A 21,110-nucleotide genomic window follows, 5' to 3' on the forward strand; every position below is an offset into this window, starting at 1 on the left:
TCGCTAAAAAGTGGTCTAGTAGCAATAGCGGAGAGGTCACACCTGTTCCCATGCCGAACACAGAAGTTAAGCTCTCCAGCGCCGATGGTAGTTGGGACTTTGTCCCTGCAAGAGTAGGACGCCGCTAGGCAATTTAAAAAGCATTGTGATACGTAGCGTATCGCAATGCTTTTTTATATGGATGATTTCTAGGAGGAATTGTCATACCGCGCCAGTTTATTTTTGAAGGTTTCGGGTCCGTAAATATTGATTAGAGATAAAACTTGAGACAGTCATTATGAATTGTGCTATATAGCTCATCTCTAATGAACAAACCCTCCATCCAAACGCAAAGAACTGTCCAATAGCTCTTCTCTAATGGACAAATAGGCAATTCAGCATTGTGATACATAGCGTATCGCAATGCTTTTTTATCTGTTATTCCAGAATGGATGGAGTTTAAGCTGTATTTCTCACTTCAAGACTTCTTCTCCTCTCCTTTTTACGAGATAGAAAGAAAAGTTCGATCTGCATTATTTTTTGGAATGTTTATGGTTAACACACCATTTCTATAGGAGGCAGTCGTGTCTTTTTTTGATATTGGAAATGGTAAAGTGATAATACGTTCATTCTTTCTATAAGCTTCCTGCTTATGAAAGTATTTTTGTTCGTCATCTTTCTTTTCTACGTAATTAGAGCTATTTACACCTATTCTAATTTGTCTTCCCATAATTTCCAACTCTATTTGTTCTCGGGTATATCCAGGTAACATTGCATGAATTATTATTGAAGATTGCGTTTCTTTAGTCTCAATGGGGATTGCTTTATTGTTCCATAGAGTATTAAAATCTCTAAAGGCCTCACTGAAAAATCCATCCATGCGACTCATCAAATCAGTAAATGGCTGTGATCTTTGTGTTCGCTTATTTTGGTTATTGTCCATTCAGACATCATCCTTTCCTCATATTAATAGTAAGGTATGCATTAACTAGAGAATATTAGTGGGCTCAAAAAATAAATGCACATTCATATTCGAATTTTTTACTTAAATGTATGAATAGTAATTGTTAGTTGTTCATCCTTTTTTATTTTTTGAAAATATAGAATACATTAAAGTATTATGTTACACTAAAATAAATAATTGTTGTGGAGGTATTCTTATTGGTTCGAAAAAGTTTTAAAAGTATCGTAACAACTTCCAATCGTTCCAATTATCTATCTGAGAAATGGTTTGATAAGATTAAAGCCTTTCAAGTGCTAGTAGTTTATGATGATGATAGCTTTACGAATAACTTATATGAAAACTTCCATAAAGACGTGTACATGGATATGGAAGTTACGGAAATTTTTGAAAGTAACGCTGATTCTGATACCTTTGTTATTTGTCAGCAAACCTATCAACAAAATAAAAAGTTGTTTCTGAAATTAAGGATTAACGCTAGAAATGAACTTATTTTGAGGATGGCAAAAGTAATTATTATTTATTTATTGAAAAGGTATAAGGCGAAGTCTTCTATCACATTAACTAATCAACCTCAATTTAAAGATACACAGTTTATTCATTCATTAGTAAAGCAAATAGAAGTAATGTTAAAAGAACAAACTTTCTTAGCAGATAATAAAGTTTGGGATGAGTTTTGTGAATGGCTAAACGTTTATCTGTCAGATTGGGTTTTGCAGGATATGGAAAACTCCCTTGGAATAATTGCTTTGGAGAAAATGTCAGAAGAAGAGATAAAAAGTTTATTCAATAAATATATTGCTAAAAATATATCCGGAGATTCTAGATTTATGGCTAATTTTAGAAAAATAGTAAATGGCTATGTTCAACAATGGATAACTAAAATAATCTCTGAATTGCACCTGGATAAAATGCCTTTGCATCGAATAGAGGAACTTCTTCAATTAGAAAAACCAGTTGTTCACGAAAAACCTAAAGATATTACAATGACAGTGCTGCAAGATGGTAATTTACAAGTTATGAGCAATCCAGTATATCAATCTATCCGTGAGTCCTTATCTAATTGTACCTTCAAGCGAACAGACAAAGTAGACTGGCCAACTTCATTATTAAATAAAGGTACAATGAAAGGAACAATCCAAATTAAACCAGCACAACTACAAAATAATAGAGCTAAAGAAGAAGAGATAATCAAGTCTTCTTGGAACCAGGTTAAAAGACTATCTGAAGTAGATGTAGATGTGTATGATGCATTGTGCAGCATATTTCTTGCAAAATCTAAGCATCATAAAGATATAGTAGAATTTTATATGAAGGATTTACTCATAATGCGTGGAGTTAAAGCAAAATTGGGAGGAAAGGGTAGAAGAGGTGGTTTTGAAGTAAAACAACGAAACCAGATTTTGCAAGCGCTTTCTATAATGCAGAATTTATGGGCTGAAATTGAAAACGTAACCTTATACGAGAAAGGTAAGTCGGTGCAAGCGTCATTACAAGGAAGAGTTTACCTATTTCAGGATGAAAACCAGAAAGAGATAGATATTAGTAAGCATTCGTTTAATAAACCCTGTTATTTTTCTCTTGGTGAGGTGTTAAGTAAATTTCTTATCGGATCAGGAAGACAGACAGCAATACTACCTTTACATACTTTACAATATCACCCATATCAGGAAAAATGGGAGAAAAAGCTTATTCGATATTTGAGCTGGAGATGGAGAACACAAGCTAGAAGTGGTGCGTATATGCAGCCACATAAAATAAATACCTTACTTGAGGTTCTTGGTATCCATATTAATAAACGTGCTCCATCTCGTACTAGGGAGAGACTTGAGAAAGCTTTTGACCGATTATTAGAAGATGGTGTAATCACTTCGTGGCAATATGAGAAATGGGATGAGGATATTGCCAGTATGAAGGGATGGGCACGAATATGGGAATATTCTACAGTAGTAATTAAACCCCCTTTGTCTATTAGAGATCAATATAGTTCAATAGAGAGAAAAGGGAAAAATAAATTTAAGGCTTCAGCAAATGCAAATAAAGTTAATAATTCCTTAGGAGCAAGAATAAAGTATTACAGAAATAGATTGGGACTTACTCTTATTCAAGCAGCTGAAGAAATTGAAATATCCACATCTTATTTAAGCAATATTGAAAGAGGAATCAAGATACCTTCCGCTAGAGTAGGGACCCGTATTGAGAAATGGGTTCAATTGCACGAAAATAGTATATAATTATTAACACTCTCCATGCGCCCTTGCATGGTTTTTTTATTTCGTTAATTTTAGTTTTATTTACAAACATACCTGAATTTATGTTTAGTTGCATGTTAGTCGTAGTTAACTTGCACCAAAGTTGGGGTTACATTGAACGCAAAAAAATATTTATTTTTCCAAAGGTCAGTATAGCAAGGGAATAATGAATACATTTACAAACTTTACTTTCTAACAATTAAATAATTTTAAAATAGAAAAAATATTAAAATTAAAGAATCTAATCTCCTATAATACTCATAAGCTACAAGTTAATCTAACGTAGTTAAATGAGTGGGGTGAGTCAAATTGAGAGGTAAGGAAAATTATCTATCGCTTGAACCTTTATTTAACCCGAGAACAGTAGCTGTACTCGGTGCATCGGAAAACAAAAATAAACTTGGCTACTTACAGGTAAAGGCATTGCTCAATAATGGATTTAATGGAGAAATTTATCCTATTAATCCAAATTCAGAAATGATCGAGGGCTTACCATGTTATCCAAATTTAGCCGATACTCCTAAACAGGTTGATTTAGTGCTCTTTTGTGTAAGCGCTGACAAAGTGAAGAAATGCTTGGAAGAATGCGGTATAAACAATGTGAAAGCCGCTGTGATTTTTGCTTCTGGATTCTCCGAGATTGGGGAAGATGGTCAAAAAGAACAGGAGCAATTGAATAAAATTGCAAAAAAACATGGTGTGCGAATTATTGGCCCAAATTGTGTAGGAATTGTAAATACGATGAATGGTTTGATGGGCACTTTTTCTCCTGGACTTACCCATGTACCTGTTAACGAACAAAGAGAGGTGGGTTTTATAACTCAGAGTGGTGCTTTCGGTGTATTGACTTATATAGCTGCTGCTCAAAATGGTTTAACATTTAATTATTTTGTCAGTGTAGGAAATGAGGTCAATACGCAATTTTCCGATGTAATTGAATATATGCTCCATGATGACCAAACAAGTATTATTTCCGGATACTTAGAAGGTGAAAAGAATCCTCAAAAACTAAGACTTCTTGCAGAACAAGCGCTCGAAAGAAATAAACCAATTATTATTATGAAGTCAGGGAGAAGCTTAGCTGGTAGTAGGGCAGCCGCATCTCATACTGGTTCATTAGCTGGCTCAGATCAAATATATGATGATTTTTTTAAGCAAACAGGAATTGTTAGAGCGGAAGACTATGATGACATTATCTCTTTTTCAAAACTATTTTTATCTGGAAGATTACCAAAAGGTAAAAATACCGCAATTATAACAAGCTCTGGGGGTAGGGGAATTAACGAAGCAGATCGTTGTGAACGTTATGGACTCAATGTCCACAGTTTAAGTCAAGATACTAAACAGAAAATACAAAAGGTTATTCCTCCTTTCGCCAGTGCGACAAACCCAATTGATTTAACTGCAGCCGCTGCAATTACACACCCAGAGCTTTTTCTCGCACCTTTACAGGCGTTAGTAGAAGATGCGGATACTGATATCATCTTCTTTTCAGAATTTCCCATGGAATGGGATGAGAATCACCCATCTCTTCAGAAATTTATCGAGATATGCAAAAGTACAGACAAGTTAATATTTGTAACAACTTTTCCTTTGGAAGGAATGTCTGTACCTAAGGGGGCTAACGCGCTAACTAAAAATGGAATCCCTTTCATTCCAGGGAATTTAAATCCCATCAGAGCACTTTCAAAGCTTGCGGATTACAGTGAGAAATATCTTCAGCATATGCAGAAAAAAGAACTGCCAAAAGAAGACAGAGTTATTAACAAAGCAAATGTGAAGGATGTCTTGAATCCCGGTGCCACATTAAGTGAATCTGAGGCAAGTAATATTCTTGATGCGTATGGAATTCCAACTGTAAAGAGAAGTTTAGCAATAACTGCAGATGAGGCTGTGCAGCATGCAAAACAAATTGGTTTTCCAGTTGTTTTGAAAATAGATTCTCCTGATATTCCACATAAATCAGATGCCAATGCAATTCGGTTAAATGTGAGAAATGAACAAGAGGTTAGGGATGCTTTTAGTGAGATTAATAAGAATGCAAAATGGTATAAACCGAATGCCAAAATTAATGGTGTTGCTGTTCAAGAAATGCTACGTGATGGCGTTGAGATTATTGTCGGTGTAACAAATGACACTTATTTTGGTCCTGTGATTATGCTTGGTCTTGGTGGTGTTTTCGTAGAAGTATTCAAAGATGTTTCTTTCCGTGTTTCCCCTTTAACGAGGCAAGACGCTATGGACATGATTGAAGAGCTTAAGAGCTCAGTTATTTTGAAAGGAATACGAGGAAGAGCACCAGTTGATATAGAGGGGATAGTTGAAATTCTGTTGAAGGTTTCAGCGCTTGTTTCAGATTATGGAGAAGAAATAAAGGAATTGGATATAAATCCTTTAATTGTATACGAAAAAGGGGTTGTGGCAGCAGATGCCATGCTTGTTGTTCATGAACGACAAAGTAAAACTACCATTGCAGGAGGGTGAATTGTATGGAGCTAGATAATAGCATAATTGGTATGACTGGTGAGTCGTTTACTTTTGAAGTAGAAAAAGGACATATAAAAAGATTTGCAGAAGCGATAGGAGATAATAATCCTCTATATATTAATCAAGAATACGCAGAGAAAACACCATATCAAAGCGTAATTGCTCCACCGACTTTCTTGATTGCTGCTGGTGCTAACGGGGGGGATTTGCCACTAGAGCTTGACACTAAAAGAATGCTGCATGGAGAACAGGAGTTTATATATTATAAATCGGTCCGTCCAGGTGATTCTCTTCAGTGCCAAATGAAGGTTAGTGACTTGTATGAGAGAGAAGGCAAGAGTGGTAGTATGCAGTTTCTTATCTTAGATACAGAAATGAAAGATCCACAGGGTGAACTAGTAGCAATTAGTAGAATGAATATTATTTATAGGAAAATATAGCTTTCTAATGGAGGGTACGTTATGGCAACAACTACATCGCTTGATTTTACGTCTTTAAAAGAGGGACAACAACTTAAATCTTTAACTAAGCCGCCGGTCACAAAAGTCCAGCTTGTTAAATATGCAGGAGCCTCTGGTGATTTCAATCCGCTGCATACTGACGATGAATTTGCAAAAAAAGTTGGTATGGATGGCGCTATAGCACACGGCATGCTAATAATGGGTTTTTTGGGGGAATATGTCATGTCGATTGCTGGTACCAGTGCAGAGATTTTTCGATTTCGAATGCGCTTTGGGAGTGTTACCAGACCAGGTGATCAAATAACCTGTTCTTCTACGGTTACCAAGATTTATAAAGAAGAGGATACTCATTGTGTTGAATTGGCATTAAAAGCAGAAAAGGCAAATGGTGAGACAGTAGGTACCGGGATCGCTCATTTAAGACAACTATAATTATGTAAGCAAGACATAAAGGAGGTAATACAAGGTGGGAAAAATAAAAGATCGGTATGCGATTGTGGGAGTTGGGGAAAGTGAACGTTCCAGAAATTCAGGTACGACCCCCTTACACATGGCATTGGACGCAGCACGTGCAGCATTGAATGATGCAGGTTTAGAAGCCAAGGATATAGATGGGTTTATGAATTATAACGAAAATGATTCATGTACGTCGCATCAATTAGCAACTTATCTAGGTGTGCGCCCTAAATATGTAAAGGATATCCAAGGCGGCGGAAGTAGCACGGAAATGCTAATTGGAGATGCGATTGGTTTAATCGAAGCAAGAATGCTCAACACAGTTTTAATTTTTCGGTCCATGAATGGAAGTTCAGGTCAGCGTGTAGGGCGTGGATATGATCCTGATATGCTGCAATCTGCACTCCCAGGAGGAAGTTATATTATACCATATGGTTCAGCAAGCCCTTCACAATGGTTTGGGATGTTTGCTACGCGCCATATGTATGAGACCGGTATTACAAAAGAACATTTGGGCCATGTATGTCTAAGCTTTTATGAACATGCTCAACGGAATCCAAAGGCTTTTTTACATGGTAAACCTCTTACGATGGAGAAGTATTTAGAAACTCCTGATATTAGTTATCCATTTAATATCCATGATTCCTGTGTGGAGCTTGATGAAGCGAATGCCATCATTGTTACTTCAGCAGAAAGAGCAAACGATTGCAAATCTAAACCTGTATACATTATGGGAATGGAAGCAAGACAGTGTCATCCCAATGCGCATTATTGGGCTGATTTAAACCAAGTTGCTTCTGACTACGTTGGTGAAAACTTATTTCAATCCGCTGGAGTAAAACCAGAGGATATGCAAGTTGCTTCTATCTATGATTGCTTTAGCTGGGTAGTATTGCGTCAGCTTGAAGCATATGGACTTGCTCCAAAAGGTGAAGTAGGTGAATTTGTAGCAGACGGTAATTTAAGGATGGATGGTAAATTGCCAACAAATACAGCTGGCGGTATGTTATCTGAAGGGTATACACATGGAATGAACAATGTTTTGGAAATCGTAAGACAACTACGCCATGAATACAAAGGGGCAGAACGCCAAGTAAAGGACTGTGAGATCGGTATTTGTACTGGTTGGAGTGGTCCTGATATAGCTGGAGCAATGATTTTGAGAAATTAGGAGGAGATATTCATGAATGGTCAAAAACCAATTCCGCTTAAAACGCAAGACAATCAGCATTATTGGGATATGGCAGATCAACACGAATTAGCTTTGCAAAAATGTAATGACTGCGGGAAATATGCACATCCTCCAGGACCGAGCTGTGTACATTGCGGGAGTACAAATCTTACTTGGGAATCATTGGGGAATAATATAGAAGCAACAATCTACTCTTATATTATATCTTACCGGCCTTTTTTACCGGGATTTCAAGATGATTTGCCACTCATTATTGCACAGGCTGAATTAAAACAGATACCAGAAATAAAATTGATGTGTAATTTGTTAAGATGTAATCCAGAAAATGTACAAATTGGTATGCCGGTTAAAATGATTTGGGATGATATCACAGAAGATAGAGCCCTACCACAATGGGTTCCACAAGAAGTGTGATTGCTAGACTAGTAATATTAGATGATGGGATGTGAGCGTATGGATTTCACTATTACAAAAAATGAAGAAGCTTTTCGTCTTGAATTACGTTCCTGGCTTGAAGAAAATCTTCCGCCAGGCTGGCTGGATGGAAACAAGGAATTACCGAAAGAAAAAGAGGCGTATTCCCAATTCCTCAGAGATTGGCAAAGAAAGTTATATGAAGGAGGTTGGGCAGCTATTGCTTGGCCGAAGGAATATGGTGGAAGAGATGCAACGCTTATGGAGGAAATCATTTACCATCAGGAAATGGTTCGTATCGATGCCCCACCCCTAATAAATTACATTGGAATTCATATGGTTGGACCAACACTAATTCAGTCAGGTACAGAGGAGCAAAAGGAGAAACACATTCAAAAAATACTTACAGGAGAAGAAGTTTGGTGTCAGGGGTATTCAGAGCCAAATGCTGGTTCAGACTTAGCTGCAATCCAAACTAATGCTGTTAAAGAAGGCGATAAATGGATTATTAATGGACAAAAAGTGTGGACCAGTTTTGGGCAGTTTGCAGATAAATGTTTTCTCCTCGCGCGTACGAGTTACGACCGGGAGAAAAAGCATCGGGGAATTACAGCTTTTCTCCTCGATATGCATCAGCCTGGAGTGGAAACCAAACCCATTATTCAAATGGATGGGAAGCAGGAATTTAATGAAGTTTATTTAACAGATGCTATAGCATCTGATGCAGATATTGTAGGTGAGGTTGATAAAGGTTGGCGGGTAATGATTGCATTAATGCTTCATGAACGCACCGGCATTGGAGCAGAATTATTTACTTTAGAGAAGCGCTTTAACGATTTGGTAGAAATGGCAAAGGAACATGAAGTCAATGGGCAACCTCTTCTAAAGGATTCTTTTATAAGACAAAAAATGGCCGGGTTATATGCACGCGTACGTGGTTCGCTATTGAATTATTATCGAAATCTAACTATTACACTTAAACAAGGGCATCCTGGAGCAGAAAGTTCTATCGATAAACTTGTAGTAAGTGAACTGACAAAAGAAATGGCAGCTTTTGCAATGAGTATTCAAGGACACCAAGGGGTTTTATGGAAGGAAGATGCTCTAATTGATACTCGTTGGCAGGAAAATTTCCTTGCATCATTTGGTCAAACAATTGGTGGCGGAACAAGTGAAGTTCAACGAAACACTATTGGAGAAAGATTGCTAGGCTTACCAAAAGATCTTGGACGTTAAAAGAATAGAGGTGGTATTCAATGGATTTTGCATTAAGTGAAGAACAAGAGATGTTTCGTGGTTATTTACGGAAGTATTTGGACGATGCTGGACAGACAAAACTTGCTAGAGAATATAGCAAAGGTAAAACGAATGAGTTAAAGGCCACACTGCAAGGGTTGTCAGAACTTGGAGCTACTGGCATTAATATACCAGAGGTGTATGGTGGTTTGGAACTTGGCACGTTGGACCTCGTGCCCGTATTTGAGGAAATGGGAAGAGCGCTATTACCTGGTTGTTACCTTGAAACTATGGGGTTTGCTGTGCCACTTATTAAAAAGTACGGTACAAAAGCTCAAAAAGAAAAGTACCTGCCAGAAATTGCAGCTGGAACGAGGAGCATAACACTCGGAGTAATTGAGCCGAAAAGAGATTTTTCTCCTTATGGAATACAGTGTTTTGCAGGAAAAGAAGGAGATGACCTGGTACTTACCGGCACAAAAACACTTGTACCTGATGGAGATCTGGCTGACACGTATCTACTCTTAGTGAGAACAGATGAGGGAGATGGTCAAACAGGACTATCTTTTGTATTTGTTGATCATCAGGATGGTGCGCAGCTTCAACTACAGAAGTGTATTGATGAGTCAAAACATCTTGTTGAACTATCGTTTGATGAGATCAAAATACCAAACGAACGCCTGCTGGGGGAGGAGGGGCAAGGATGGACTATTCTTGAGGATGGCCTGTTATATCTAAATGCTGCCCTTAGCTCCATGATGGTTGGTGGAATGGAAAAAGTAGTTGATATGGCTACCGAATATGCTAAAATTCGAGAACAGTTTGGACAACCAATTGGTCGCTTTCAAGCGATTAAGCATCGAATTGTAGATATGAAATTAGAATTGGAGACTGCACGTTCATTAAGCTATTATGCAAATTGGGCACTTGAAAGTGAGGAACAGGAGCGAGAGGCAACGATTTACAGCGCACGTTCATTCGCTACTAATGCATTTATCGAGGTAGCTTCACATAATATTCAAATTCATGGAGGCATTGGCTTCTCTGAAGAAATAGATTGTCATCTCTTTCTTAAAAGAGCGCGTTACTATGAGAGCTATCTGGGCTCCGTGAATTATTATAATGAACAAATTGCTTCCGGGTTAGGATGGTAATACAATACATTTATTGAAAGGTGGCAAACCATGCATACATCCAGTGAATTAAAGGAATACCACAATATTATTAATGGGAAGCCTTCTCCTGTTTCCAGCGGAAAAATGATGGATAGCATTGATCCGGCAACTGGAAAGCCATGGTCGAAGATTCCTCTGAGTAAGGTAGAGGATGTAGAAAGGGTAACAGCTTCGGCCCGTGGTGCTTTTGCAGCTTGGTCATCTCTTCCTGCCAGAGATAGGGGGGATTATCTAAGGCAGATTGGGGATATGCTTGATGAGCATGGAGAGGAACTTCTGAATCTGGAAACACGGAATAATGGTTGGGTACGTGATGATTACAACTACTTGAATATTGTAATGAAGCAGCTTTGGTATGAAGCAGCTGGAACAGCTTCCAATATGGGAAGCCATGGGAAAACGGTACAAATGGGTAGAGATAACTTTGGATATACATTACGCAAGCCATATGGTGTTGTACTTGGAATTTTACCATGGAATGCTCCACTTTTTACATTTACAATTAAGACTGCTTATGCTTTAGCAGCTGGTAATACAGTAATCATTAAACCATCTGAGCATGCGGCTGTTGCGTCGTTAAGATATGGTGAATTACTGAGTGAAATTCTCCCACCTGGTGTGATAAACGTTATATCCGGACTTGGTAGTGATATTGGTGATGCTTTAGTAAGTCATAAAGAAGTAAACAAAGTGAGTTTGACCGGTTCAAAAGCGACTGCTGAAGCAATTACGAAAGCTTCAGCAGGTTCACCTAAATCTTTGATTTTCGAATTGGGAGGCAAATCTCCAAATATTGTCTTTCGGGATGCGGATATAGAAAAGGCTGTTAATGGTTTAATAAACGGTATTTTCACAAGAAATTCTGGCCAGATATGTGTGGGTGGATCACGAATCCTTATTGAAAGATCGATATTTGATGAAGTTCTTTTACGGATGAAGGAAAAGATACAGGATTCGTACATTAAATTTGGTAATACATTAAATACGGAGAACACGATGGGTCCAATTGCGAATCTCCCCCAGTATAATAAAGTTATTTCCTACATTAAAATTGGGCAAGAAGAAGGAGCAGAGCTTGTTTTCGGCGGTAGAAGTGGTGGTAGCACTCTATTGCCAGGAAATACAGAATACGCTGGTGGATACTGGGTAGAACCAACACTATTTAAGGCGAATTCCAATGCTTTACGTATATGTCAAGAAGAAATCTTTGGATCTGTAGCAGTAGCAGTCCCCTTTGATTCGGAGGAAGAAGCAATTGAAATTGCGAATGATACAAGCTACGGTCTTGCTGCAGGAGTATGGACTACTGATTTGGCAAGAGCCCATCGTATGGTCGATAAAATTGAAGCAGGTAATGTATGGGTTAATACGTACGGTATTGTTGGAGCCGATCTGCCTTTTGGAGGCTTTAAAGAAAGTGGCTACGGAACGGATTCGATCTTGGATTATACGCAGGAGAAGACGTGTGTAATAGATTTTAATTAGGAAATAAAGAGGGAAGTAATAATAGCTTCCCTCTTTCACATCGAAATTTGGATTTTTATGCCTTTAATTAACTGAATAATTAGATTTTAACAAGGTGCAAGTGTTATGGAGTAATATCCTATATGGAGGAGAGATTGAATGGAAGTAAAACTGTCTGGAAGCGATGATAAGTCAATCAATAGAGGATTTTACTACATTTGTTTGGGCGCCTTTTTTATAATGCTAAGTTTGGCTACGCATCTCCCTGCTTATCCTCATATGTTAGCAGAATTTCAGTTAGGTGCAGGTCATGCTGTTTGGATGCAATTAGGTCTTGCATTAGGATTAACAGGTTTTCAACCACTTTTAGGCTGGTTGGGTGATTCTCTTGGTTTGAAGATAGTAATACTTATTGGTGCAATATTCATGATTGTAGGTTCCTTATTGGTTTCTTTTTCCCCTGAATTTTGGATATTGGTTATCGGTTTATTTTGCAAAGGAATTGCCGGAGCAGCAGTCGCTCCTGCCGGTGTGGCTTATGCAGGAAAGTTTATGATAGGCGATCAGAGAGGAAAAGCTTTAGGGACATTTATGGCTTTTTCCACCATTGGCGCATTGTTCGGTCCGATAATAAGTGGTTTCTTTGTTGATGCAATGGGATGGGAATCAAGCTTTGTACTGACTGCTTGTTTAGGTGGTATCGCTTTTCTTTTGTTTCTTCGAGTTCCAGCATTAGCAGTGAGTCAACGAAAGAAACTTGATATAGGAGGAGTTATTCTTGTTTTAATTGTGCTTACTGGCCTTTTGACCGTACCAACTTTTATTAATGCATATGGTTTTATGTCAAGCGCATGGCTTCCTTCCTTTATTATTTTTATTTTAGGTTTGTGTTTACTTATAATTGTGGAAAAAAAACAACATGCTCCTTTATTGGATATCAATTATGTAGGAAAACAAAGTTTTTGGGTACCAACATTAATAGCGGTGTTACTATTTATAGGGTTTTCTGGTGTCATGTATCTTTTAACATTTTTCGTGCAAAATGTTCAGGCCAAACCCGCTACGACCGTAGGATTATTACAAATGGCTATTTTCTTAGGTTCTTCTCTTGCAGCCTTCATTAGTGGTAGAGTTATTAAGAAGTATCCAGCACGTCTCATGCTTGGAAGTGGAATAACCCTTTTTGCTATAGGAATAATTATGCTAACTATGGTAAATATTGAAACATCTTTTTCTTATCTGTTTATCTCAATGAGTCTAATTGGAATTGGGTCGGGTTTCAACACTCCTGTTGTAAAGGCGATTATTGTTTCACAAGCTGATTTAACTAGAATGAATGTAGTGACCTTCACCAATAATGTAATAGAAAATATTGCTCAGCGTTTGGGTGCTTCTTTTGCTCTAGTAACCTTTGCTATATTTGCAGCTAACGGGAATAAGGTAAGTGCATTAGCGAATATGTCATGGATCTTTATATGCCTATCAATTATTGCTGCGATTTTCATTCCTTTAATACCAAACAAAATACAAGGGATCCATCATCAGGAAAAAATGATTATAAACGGCCAGGAGGAAACTGAAAGTGCGGGGTAATCTTTAATCAATCTTTTTTATTGCTTCATGTCTACACTAAGCTTGTTTAAATTTTGTTGACTTTTCACAAAGTAATCTGTAGTATTAGAGATAATTAAATATGGTACCTTTAATTCAGTCCTGTGAGGCTGACAAGGATAGCGGATATTGTGTAGGGATATGTCTATTTTGGCATAATGTAATGATTGCAGATGATTAATTTCTTTTCTCAACCATTGCTCCCACAATCAGGCTTCTTGTCATAAATGACAGGGGGCCTGTTTTTTTGCACACTCTACCTTCTTGTTTTGGTACCGAAAAACAGGAGGAATAAAAAATGAAGCAAATAGATTCAGAGTTTTCATTAGAGGCAGTACCACAATCACATCGGAACGGTTTTTGGAAGACACTTGTTGTTATGCTTGGTTTAACCTTTTTTTCTGCTAGTATGTGGTCAGGCGGAGAACTAGGACAAGGGTTAACTTTTATCCAATTCATGGGGATAGTTCTTGTCGGAAATCTTGTGCTTGGACTATATACGGGAGCTCTTGCATATATGGCGGCTAAGACAGGCTTATCTACTCATCTATTAGCACGATATGCCTTTGGGGAGAAGGGTTCTTATTTATCATCCTTTCTGCTGGCTTTTACACAAATAGGTTGGTTCGGAGTAGGTACTGCAATGTTTGCTGTTCCGGTACAAAAAGTTACGGGAATAGATATTTATGTATTGATAGCTGTAGCTGGTATGTTAATGACATTTACAGCATTCTTTGGTATGAAAGCACTTGCGGTTATTAGTTTCATTGCGGTACCATTAATTTCTATACTTGGCAGCACTTCTGCATGGAAAGCAACAGAGAGTCTTGGTGGAATTCAGGGTTTATTAGACTATCAGCCAGCAGAAGCGATCAGTCTTGCTGCTGCTCTTACTATTTGTATCGGATCGTTTATTAGTGCAGGTACACTTACTCCTGATTTTACCCGGTTTGCCAGAAGAAAACGATCTGCAGTTATATCTACTGTTATTGCTTTTTTCATTGGTAACACGTTGATGTTTCTATTTGGAGCAATTGGTTCTATAGCTACAGGATTGGCAGATATTTCCGAAGTAATGTTTATGCAAAATTTGATTATACCAGCAATCATTGTGCTAGGTTTAAATATCTGGACTACCAATGATAATGCTTTATACGCTTCCGGCCTTGGACTATCAAATATTACAAAACTACCAAAGCATAAAATTGTAGTTATTAATGGTGTGATCGGTACAGTTGCTGCTATGTGTCTTTATAATAACTTTGTTGGTTTTCTAACATTGCTTGGTTCTGCTTTGCCGCCAATTGGCGCTATAATTCTTGCTGATTTCTTTATCTTGAATCGAGGGAATTACCAGGCCTTCAAAACAATGAAATTTAAGTCCTTTAATTGGGTAGCAATCCTTGCCTGGGCATCAGGTATTGCAGCAGCAACTTTCCTACCTGGTATTCCGCCGATAAATGCACTAATAGGTTCAGCAGTAATACATGTAGCTGTAACCAAACTTGTTGCACAGTTCAGTGAAAAAGAAGTTATGATAACTAATAAAGAAAAGGTGAGTAATACATGATTATTAAAAATGCAGCTTTACGTGGTAAGCAAGGTCAGTGGGATATTACTATCCATGAGGGGAAAATAGAATCCATTTCTTCGGCAAAACAAGAAAATGTAAGTGATCAAGAGATATTGGATGTGAACGGTTCCCTCGTGCTCGCTCCTTTTATTGAGCCACATATTCATTTAGATACAACACTGACAGCAGGAGAGCCTGAATGGAACAAGAGTGGGACATTGTTTGAAGGTATTCAACGCTGGGCTCAACGAAAAGAAACGTTAACACATGAAGATGTTAAAACAAGGGCAAAAAAAGCATTGCAATGGCAAGTTGCTCAAGGTATTCAACATGTTCGTACACACGTTGATGTAACAGACCCTAATCTGACTGCTTTAACTGCAATGCTTGACGTCAAAGAGGAAATGGCGTCCTATGTTGATCTTCAAATAGTTGCTTTCCCCCAAGAAGGTATTCTATCTTACCCGAATGGAAAAGAACTAGTAGAGGAAGCTTTAAGGATGGGAGCAGATGTTGTCGGAGGTATTCCACATTTTGAATTCACAAGAGAATATGGTGTGGATTCTATGAAAGTAGCATTTGATCTTGCAGAAAAATACGATAGGCTCGTGGATATCCATTGTGACGAGATAGATGATGAACAATCTCGTTTTGTGGAAGTGGTGGCCACAGAAGCTTATGAACGTGGTTTAGGTTCACGGGTGACAGCGAGCCATACAACAGCAATGGGTTCGTATAATGACGCATATGCATATAAACTGTTTCGCTTGTTAGGGATGTCAAAGATTAATTTTGTATCAAATCCTCTTGTTAATATTCATTTACAAGGCCGCTTTGATACATATCCAAAACGTCGTGGTTTAACTCGAGTTAAGGAACTATTGGAGGCTGACATGAATGTTTGTTTTGGCCATGATGATATTTTTGACCCGTGGTATCCACTGGGGACAGGGAATATGTTGCAGGTGTTGCATATGGGAATTCATGCTTCCCAACTAATGGGGTATGAACAAATTGTTAATTCCATCGACCTCATTACATCAAATAGCGCAAAAACGCTGCATATGGAAGAAACATATGGAGTGGAGGTCGGAAAACCGGCGAACCTTATTGTAATGGACGGTATGGATGAATATGAAGTAATTCGTAAACAAGCTTGCACGTTGTACTCTATACGAAATGGGGAAATTATTGCTGAGACAAAACCTAGTGAAACAAACGTAATGTTAGATAAAGTAGAAAAGATAGATTTTGCAAAATAATACTGAATATAGAAAGACCTGAAGGAAAGTTTGAAGTCCTTCAGGTCTTTTGTTATAAAAAGTGATGTTCGAACATCTACTAATTTGTTATTGATGATAAAATAATTCTTTTCCTAAGGATTTATAAGCTTTATTTCACCGTTAGTGAAATTGTTTGTGGTAACACATGTCTCTTTGGGAAAAATGAATGTCCATGGCATGCTAGTATGGTGCTTTATTATATGAAATGGTAAAGTAAAGGTATGAGAGGCTATTATCTTCTCTTCCCATTTATATTGCAAGGTTTTCTTATCAAACAAATAATCTTCTTGAGAAAAATTATGGATAAGCACACTTATTAATAAATCACCTCTATGATTCACCGCTTGTCGGATTGGTACAAAATGTATTCCGTCGTTAAATAGCTCCTTTGTCTTGTTAAAAAGAGCTTCAATTTGTTCTCTATCCCGTGGTGCAATCGTTTTATCCCATGCCGTTTCAAATATTAATGTCTGCATACATATACTCCTTTGAAGGTAGATGATACCTTATTGTAACATGAACAACCGTTTAACTATTTATTTTATCATCTAATAGTTCATACATTGCCTCTCCGATAATCTTTCCCGCCGTTTTCGGTGCGGTTTTTCCTGGTAACCCAAGTGCATGAATAGCTTTTATGTTTTGTTTTTTTGCAAAGGCAAAGTCGGTATCTCCTGGTGCTGAGGCAAGGTCAATAATCACACAATCTTTTTTTAGATTTGCAATTACTTGTTTATTCAATACAGGAGCAGGAACAGTGTTTAGGCATATATCAATATCTTTAATCTTTTTTTGAAGATCACTGATCCATACATGTTGTAAACCCATTTCATATGCCTTTACAGCTGCTGTCTTGTTTCTTACTGTTACATGTACAGTTGCTCCTACAGCAGAGAATAGTCTTGCAAGAGTCTTGCCCACTCTTCCAAAACCAAGAATCATCACGTTCGAATTGTGAATAGTCGTATCCGTCTCTTCTATTGCTACATGTAAGGCACCTTCAGCAGTAGGAATAGAATTACGAATTGCCGTCTCTTCGTTTTGAAAGATCTTTGTAAGTTTTCGGTTAGTTTGATTCGTTAAGTTTTCCAAGTATTTATTGGCAGCTCCTGTATAGACGCTGCAATGCTCTGGAGTTTGAATTAATATTTCCTTTGTAAGATGAATGGTCTTATCTGAGTAGGTAGTTTCTACTTTACCTTCTAAGTCTGTGCCTCCAACTGGGAGTAGTACACCATCTAAATGGCCATAAGAAAAATATTCGGGATTAACTATTTTTACATTCTTTTGTTGAAATTGAAGTTGATCATAACCCATAAGAGTAATATCAACACCTTTATTAGCCAGTAAACGAATTGCTTCTAAATATCTGGCATCCCCACCCAAGATCAATAACTTCTTCTGTAGACTCATTGAACATCCGCCTTTCTTCGATTATTAAAACTAACTGAGGAAATTCTTACCGTTTTTCTAATTTTACTCACACTGTTTTTTCATTTTATGAGGTTATTATGTAATTAATCACATAGAAAAGGAGAGATAAAATTTATGAAAACATTAATTGTAACATCAATGGGAGCACTTATGCTTGCCTCCACCGGAATTAGTGGAGGAGATGTAGTACATGCCGACTCAGCAAACGCAACAAATTTACAGAAGGGGACCGATTTTGCTACAATGCATTATCAACTATCTGCTTCTGAGGATATCAGTAAATTCGCTGAATTTGAAAGTATTCAGGCTCACATCGATACAGAAAAGTGGACAGCTAATGTGATGGAGGACAATCCATATAAGCGAGTGATCCTCTTCAGTGATGAAAAAGGAATACCTCAGTACAAGAGTATTTATGTTAAAGAGACAACACGTCATAAATTAATTGACTTTCATAAAGGCTTGCTTGTAAATAAGGTGCTTGATGAATCTGCGGCTAATGGAGAGCAGAACAAAGACAATGATTCGAATGAGCATACAGATACCGATGAAGATAAAGATGATACAGCTAATGAAGACCAAGATAAAGAAAATAATGCAACTGAAGATCAAGATGTAGATGACTTTGTTGAATTTGATATGGTGGAAGAACAAACAGATATAGATGATGATCAATGGCAGGTTGTCGAAGATAATGACCATAAACGTGTGATGATTGGTAGTAACGAGAAAGGTCAAAATCAATTTAAAAGTATATTTATAAAAGAGACCAACAGATTAAAATTAATTGATTTTAATGGTGGCCTTGTGTATAACGGAATCTTAGAGGATGCTGAAGATTCTGATTCACAAGAAGACCAAACTGTAGAAGAAGAGTCAGTAGAAATAGATGACTTTGTTGAATTTGATATAGTTGAGGAACAAACAGGTGTAGATGAGGACAACATGAAGGTTGTGGAGAACAATCCATATAAACGTGTGCTGTTAATTACCAATGAAAATGGTCAGCAACAGTTTAAGAGTATTTTTGTTAAAGAGACAAATAGATTAAAGATAATTGATTTTCAAAATGGCTTGCTTTTTAATGAAGTAATTGACGGATAAAAAGATGTGAGCATAAATAAAAACACACTTGCTGATAGGTATTACAACTATCGGTAAGTGTGTTTTTTTACCTTCAGCTATCGTTGCTTGGCTTTTTTTGGAGGCACGTATTTTAGTATATCTTCACTTTCAAAGAATTCAACAAGTCTTCGGATCCAATCATAGTAGCTAATCCATTGTTCCAATTCTTCTTTTAAATCAGCTATTTTTTTCTCCGCTTCAGGCGAAAAATTATCTTGGTGTTTTTCTTCTAAACGTAGAATTTTATCCTGTAGTCGTCTTGCAAGTTGTGAATTTTTACTAACTACCTCTTTCCAATTCGTAGTGAACAAGGAAATAAACGTTTGAATATAATCATTTTCAACCTTGTAATACTCTTTGCGACTTCCTTTTACGAATTCCTTTTCAGCTATGTTTAAGGACATCATTTGCCGCATCACTTGACTCATCCGAGTCTTGCTCATACCGGTTTCCTCTGCTAGTTGATCCAAAGTCATGGGCGTGCGGTTAAGGTAAATGATGCCGAGAAGTCGACCAACTGTAGAAGAAACGCCAAACGTTTTCATATTATCAGCAATTCGATCGGAAATCTGACTTTCGGCTTGTTTCAGTTCTTCCAGTACTTCTTTTTCTATGTAGGTATCCATGAACTCCCTCCCATTATTATCATAGCATGACTTGAAAGAAAATGTTAATAATATAATTCTCCGAAATACTAAGAAAATAGAAGCAAATCAAAGATATACAAGATATAAAGTTTATAAAATAATAATTACACAGATTTTTTAAAGTTTACGATGAGTTTTTTATTCTATATACTGAAATAGTTCTATTGATCGACAAAAATCTACATGGAGGTGGAAGACTTTGTTAGAATTTAAGAATGTGACAAAAGTCTATGATGGCGGAAAGACCGCTGTTAAAAAATTAAACTTAAAGATTAATAAAGGTGAGTTTGTATGTTTTATCGGTCCGAGTGGTTGTGGAAAGACAACTACGATGAAAATGGTCAACCGATTAATTGACATCTCGGATGGAACTATATTAGTTGATGGAAAGGATATTAAGCAGCAAGATCCTGTACAGCTCCGTCGCTCCATTGGCTATGTTATTCAGCAAATTGGCTTAATGCCACATATGACAATTAAAGAGAATATTGTACTTGTTGGTACTCTATTAAAATGGCCGGAAGAGAAGAAGAATGAACGTGCAAAGGAATTGATTAAATTAGTTGGCTTGCCAACTGAGTATCTGGATAAGTATCCGCATGAACTTAGTGGTGGGCAACAACAACGGATTGGGGTACTCCGCGCACTAGCTGTAAATCCCCCGTTAATATTAATGGATGAACCATTTGGTGCACTTGATCCTATCACAAGGGATGCTTTGCAGGATGAGTTCAAAAAACTTCAAAAAGAATTACATAAAACCATTATTTTTGTTACCCATGATATGGATGAAGCACTAAAGCTTGCAGATCGTGTTGTAATAATGCGCGATGGCGAAGTAGTTCAAGCAGATACTCCTGAGGAAATATTGCGTAATCCTGCAAATGAATTTGTGGAAGAATTCCTGGGTAAAGAGCGGTTAATTCAAGGAAGACCTGATGTTACTACGGTTGGTCAAATAATGGAAGGTACACCGATTACTGTACAGGAAAATGAATCTTTGAAGAATGCGATTTCCATTATGCGTGACAAACATGTTGATTCATTACTTGTTTTGGATCAACAGGAAAAATTAGTAGGCTTTATTGATATAGAGATTATTAATTTAAACTACAAGAAAGCAACTTTGGTTAATGAAGTTATGGAAAAAGAATTTCTTTATGTAGAAAAAGACAGTCTGTTAAGAGATACCGTTCACAAAATATTACGTAGGGGTGTCAAGTATGTGCCTGTAGTGGACGAAGAGAAAAAACTGGTCGGGATTGTAACAAGGGCTACATTAGCAAATCTGGTCTACGATACAATTTGGGGCGATGGTTTTGATGTAGAAGAGCACGTAGATTTGGAGATTGCAAAATAG

At 37.3% G+C, this 21,110-nt stretch carries 18 protein-coding genes and 1 rRNA gene; 15 read left to right on the plus strand and 4 right to left on the minus strand.

Annotation, left to right across the window (positions count from 1 at the left end; genetic code table 11):
* Nucleotides 1-14 precede the first annotated feature (14 nt).
* Nucleotides 15-130: ribosomal RNA gene (gene rrf / locus JCM12304_RS15840) — 5S ribosomal RNA — on the plus strand.
* Between the two features lie 351 nt (nucleotides 131-481).
* Here rrf and JCM12304_RS15845 read toward each other — a convergent pair.
* Complete coding sequence (locus JCM12304_RS15845) at nucleotides 482-922, minus strand: Hsp20/alpha crystallin family protein (RefSeq protein WP_060681489.1); 441 nt, start codon at nucleotides 920-922, stop codon at nucleotides 482-484.
* 218 nt (nucleotides 923-1,140) lie between these two features.
* Between JCM12304_RS15845 and JCM12304_RS15850 the strand changes: the two genes are divergently transcribed.
* The 12 genes from JCM12304_RS15850 to JCM12304_RS15905 all read left to right on the plus strand — a co-directional run bounded on the left by JCM12304_RS15850 (nucleotide 1,141) and on the right by JCM12304_RS15905 (nucleotide 16,523).
* Nucleotides 1,141-3,174, plus strand: coding sequence for a helix-turn-helix domain-containing protein (locus JCM12304_RS15850; RefSeq protein ID WP_060681491.1), 2,034 nt, complete (start codon nucleotides 1,141-1,143; stop codon nucleotides 3,172-3,174).
* Nucleotides 3,175-3,501: 327 nt separating this feature from the next.
* The gene (locus JCM12304_RS15855) at nucleotides 3,502-5,676 is read left to right on the plus strand and encodes an acetate--CoA ligase family protein (protein WP_060681493.1); all 2,175 of its coding nucleotides are present in this window, start codon (nucleotides 3,502-3,504) and stop codon (nucleotides 5,674-5,676) included.
* Nucleotides 5,677-5,681: 5 nt separating this feature from the next.
* Complete coding sequence (locus JCM12304_RS15860; RefSeq protein ID WP_060681495.1) at nucleotides 5,682-6,119, plus strand: MaoC family dehydratase N-terminal domain-containing protein; 438 nt, start codon at nucleotides 5,682-5,684, stop codon at nucleotides 6,117-6,119.
* A 21-nt stretch (nucleotides 6,120-6,140) separates the two neighbouring features.
* On the plus strand, nucleotides 6,141-6,572 hold the full coding sequence (locus JCM12304_RS15865) for a MaoC/PaaZ C-terminal domain-containing protein (RefSeq protein ID WP_060681497.1): 432 nt from the start codon (nucleotides 6,141-6,143) through the stop codon (nucleotides 6,570-6,572).
* A gap of 34 nt (nucleotides 6,573-6,606) precedes the next feature.
* A complete protein-coding gene (locus JCM12304_RS15870) occupies nucleotides 6,607-7,767 on the plus strand; it encodes a thiolase C-terminal domain-containing protein (RefSeq protein ID WP_060681499.1) in 1,161 nt (386 codons plus the stop codon).
* A gap of 12 nt (nucleotides 7,768-7,779) precedes the next feature.
* A complete protein-coding gene (locus JCM12304_RS15875) occupies nucleotides 7,780-8,202 on the plus strand; it encodes a Zn-ribbon domain-containing OB-fold protein (RefSeq protein WP_019379270.1) in 423 nt (140 codons plus the stop codon).
* A gap of 39 nt (nucleotides 8,203-8,241) precedes the next feature.
* Entirely contained in the window at nucleotides 8,242-9,438 is a 1,197-nt protein-coding gene (locus JCM12304_RS15880) for an acyl-CoA dehydrogenase family protein (RefSeq protein ID WP_019379269.1), read from the plus strand.
* Nucleotides 9,439-9,458: 20 nt separating this feature from the next.
* Nucleotides 9,459-10,592: an acyl-CoA dehydrogenase family protein gene (locus JCM12304_RS15885; RefSeq protein ID WP_060681501.1), complete on the plus strand. Its 1,134-nt coding sequence runs from the start codon at nucleotides 9,459-9,461 to the stop codon at nucleotides 10,590-10,592.
* Between the two features lie 30 nt (nucleotides 10,593-10,622).
* Nucleotides 10,623-12,098, plus strand: coding sequence for an aldehyde dehydrogenase family protein (locus tag JCM12304_RS15890; RefSeq protein WP_060681503.1), 1,476 nt, complete (start codon nucleotides 10,623-10,625; stop codon nucleotides 12,096-12,098).
* 138 nt (nucleotides 12,099-12,236) lie between these two features.
* Nucleotides 12,237-13,670 carry an MFS transporter gene (locus JCM12304_RS15895; RefSeq protein ID WP_060681505.1) on the plus strand — a complete coding sequence of 478 codons (1,434 nt, stop codon included), beginning with the start codon at nucleotides 12,237-12,239 and terminating at the stop codon, nucleotides 13,668-13,670.
* A gap of 316 nt (nucleotides 13,671-13,986) precedes the next feature.
* A complete protein-coding gene (gene codB, locus JCM12304_RS15900) occupies nucleotides 13,987-15,258 on the plus strand; it encodes a cytosine permease (protein WP_060681507.1) in 1,272 nt (423 codons plus the stop codon).
* Nucleotides 15,255-16,523, plus strand: a complete 1,269-nt coding sequence (locus JCM12304_RS15905) for a cytosine deaminase (protein WP_060681509.1) — start codon at nucleotides 15,255-15,257, stop codon at nucleotides 16,521-16,523. The genes codB and JCM12304_RS15905 overlap by 4 nt, the downstream gene beginning before the upstream one ends.
* Before the next feature lie 113 nt (nucleotides 16,524-16,636).
* Here JCM12304_RS15905 and JCM12304_RS15910 read toward each other — a convergent pair whose 3' ends face one another.
* Both JCM12304_RS15910 and dpsA read right to left on the minus strand, forming a co-directional pair.
* The gene (locus tag JCM12304_RS15910; protein WP_019379263.1) at nucleotides 16,637-17,020 is read right to left on the minus strand and encodes an SLAP domain-containing protein; all 384 of its coding nucleotides are present in this window, start codon (nucleotides 17,018-17,020) and stop codon (nucleotides 16,637-16,639) included.
* A 52-nt stretch (nucleotides 17,021-17,072) separates the two neighbouring features.
* A complete protein-coding gene (gene dpsA, locus JCM12304_RS15915; protein WP_060681511.1) occupies nucleotides 17,073-17,957 on the minus strand; it encodes a dipicolinate synthase subunit DpsA in 885 nt (294 codons plus the stop codon).
* 135 nt (nucleotides 17,958-18,092) lie between these two features.
* Between dpsA and JCM12304_RS15920 the strand changes: the two genes are divergently transcribed.
* Nucleotides 18,093-19,082 carry a hypothetical protein gene (locus tag JCM12304_RS15920; protein ID WP_060681513.1) on the plus strand — a complete coding sequence of 330 codons (990 nt, stop codon included), beginning with the start codon at nucleotides 18,093-18,095 and terminating at the stop codon, nucleotides 19,080-19,082.
* Between the two features lie 77 nt (nucleotides 19,083-19,159).
* Here JCM12304_RS15920 and JCM12304_RS15925 read toward each other — a convergent pair whose 3' ends face one another.
* The gene (locus JCM12304_RS15925; protein ID WP_060681535.1) at nucleotides 19,160-19,717 is read right to left on the minus strand and encodes a GbsR/MarR family transcriptional regulator; all 558 of its coding nucleotides are present in this window, start codon (nucleotides 19,715-19,717) and stop codon (nucleotides 19,160-19,162) included.
* 232 nt (nucleotides 19,718-19,949) lie between these two features.
* Here JCM12304_RS15925 and JCM12304_RS15930 point away from each other — a divergent pair, with 232 nt between their 5' ends.
* Nucleotides 19,950-21,110: a betaine/proline/choline family ABC transporter ATP-binding protein gene (locus tag JCM12304_RS15930; protein WP_019379259.1), complete on the plus strand. Its 1,161-nt coding sequence runs from the start codon at nucleotides 19,950-19,952 to the stop codon at nucleotides 21,108-21,110.

The organism is Virgibacillus halodenitrificans JCM 12304 (genome assembly GCF_001310895.1).
Lineage (GTDB): Bacteria > Bacillota > Bacilli > Bacillales > Amphibacillaceae > Virgibacillus_Q > Virgibacillus_Q halodenitrificans.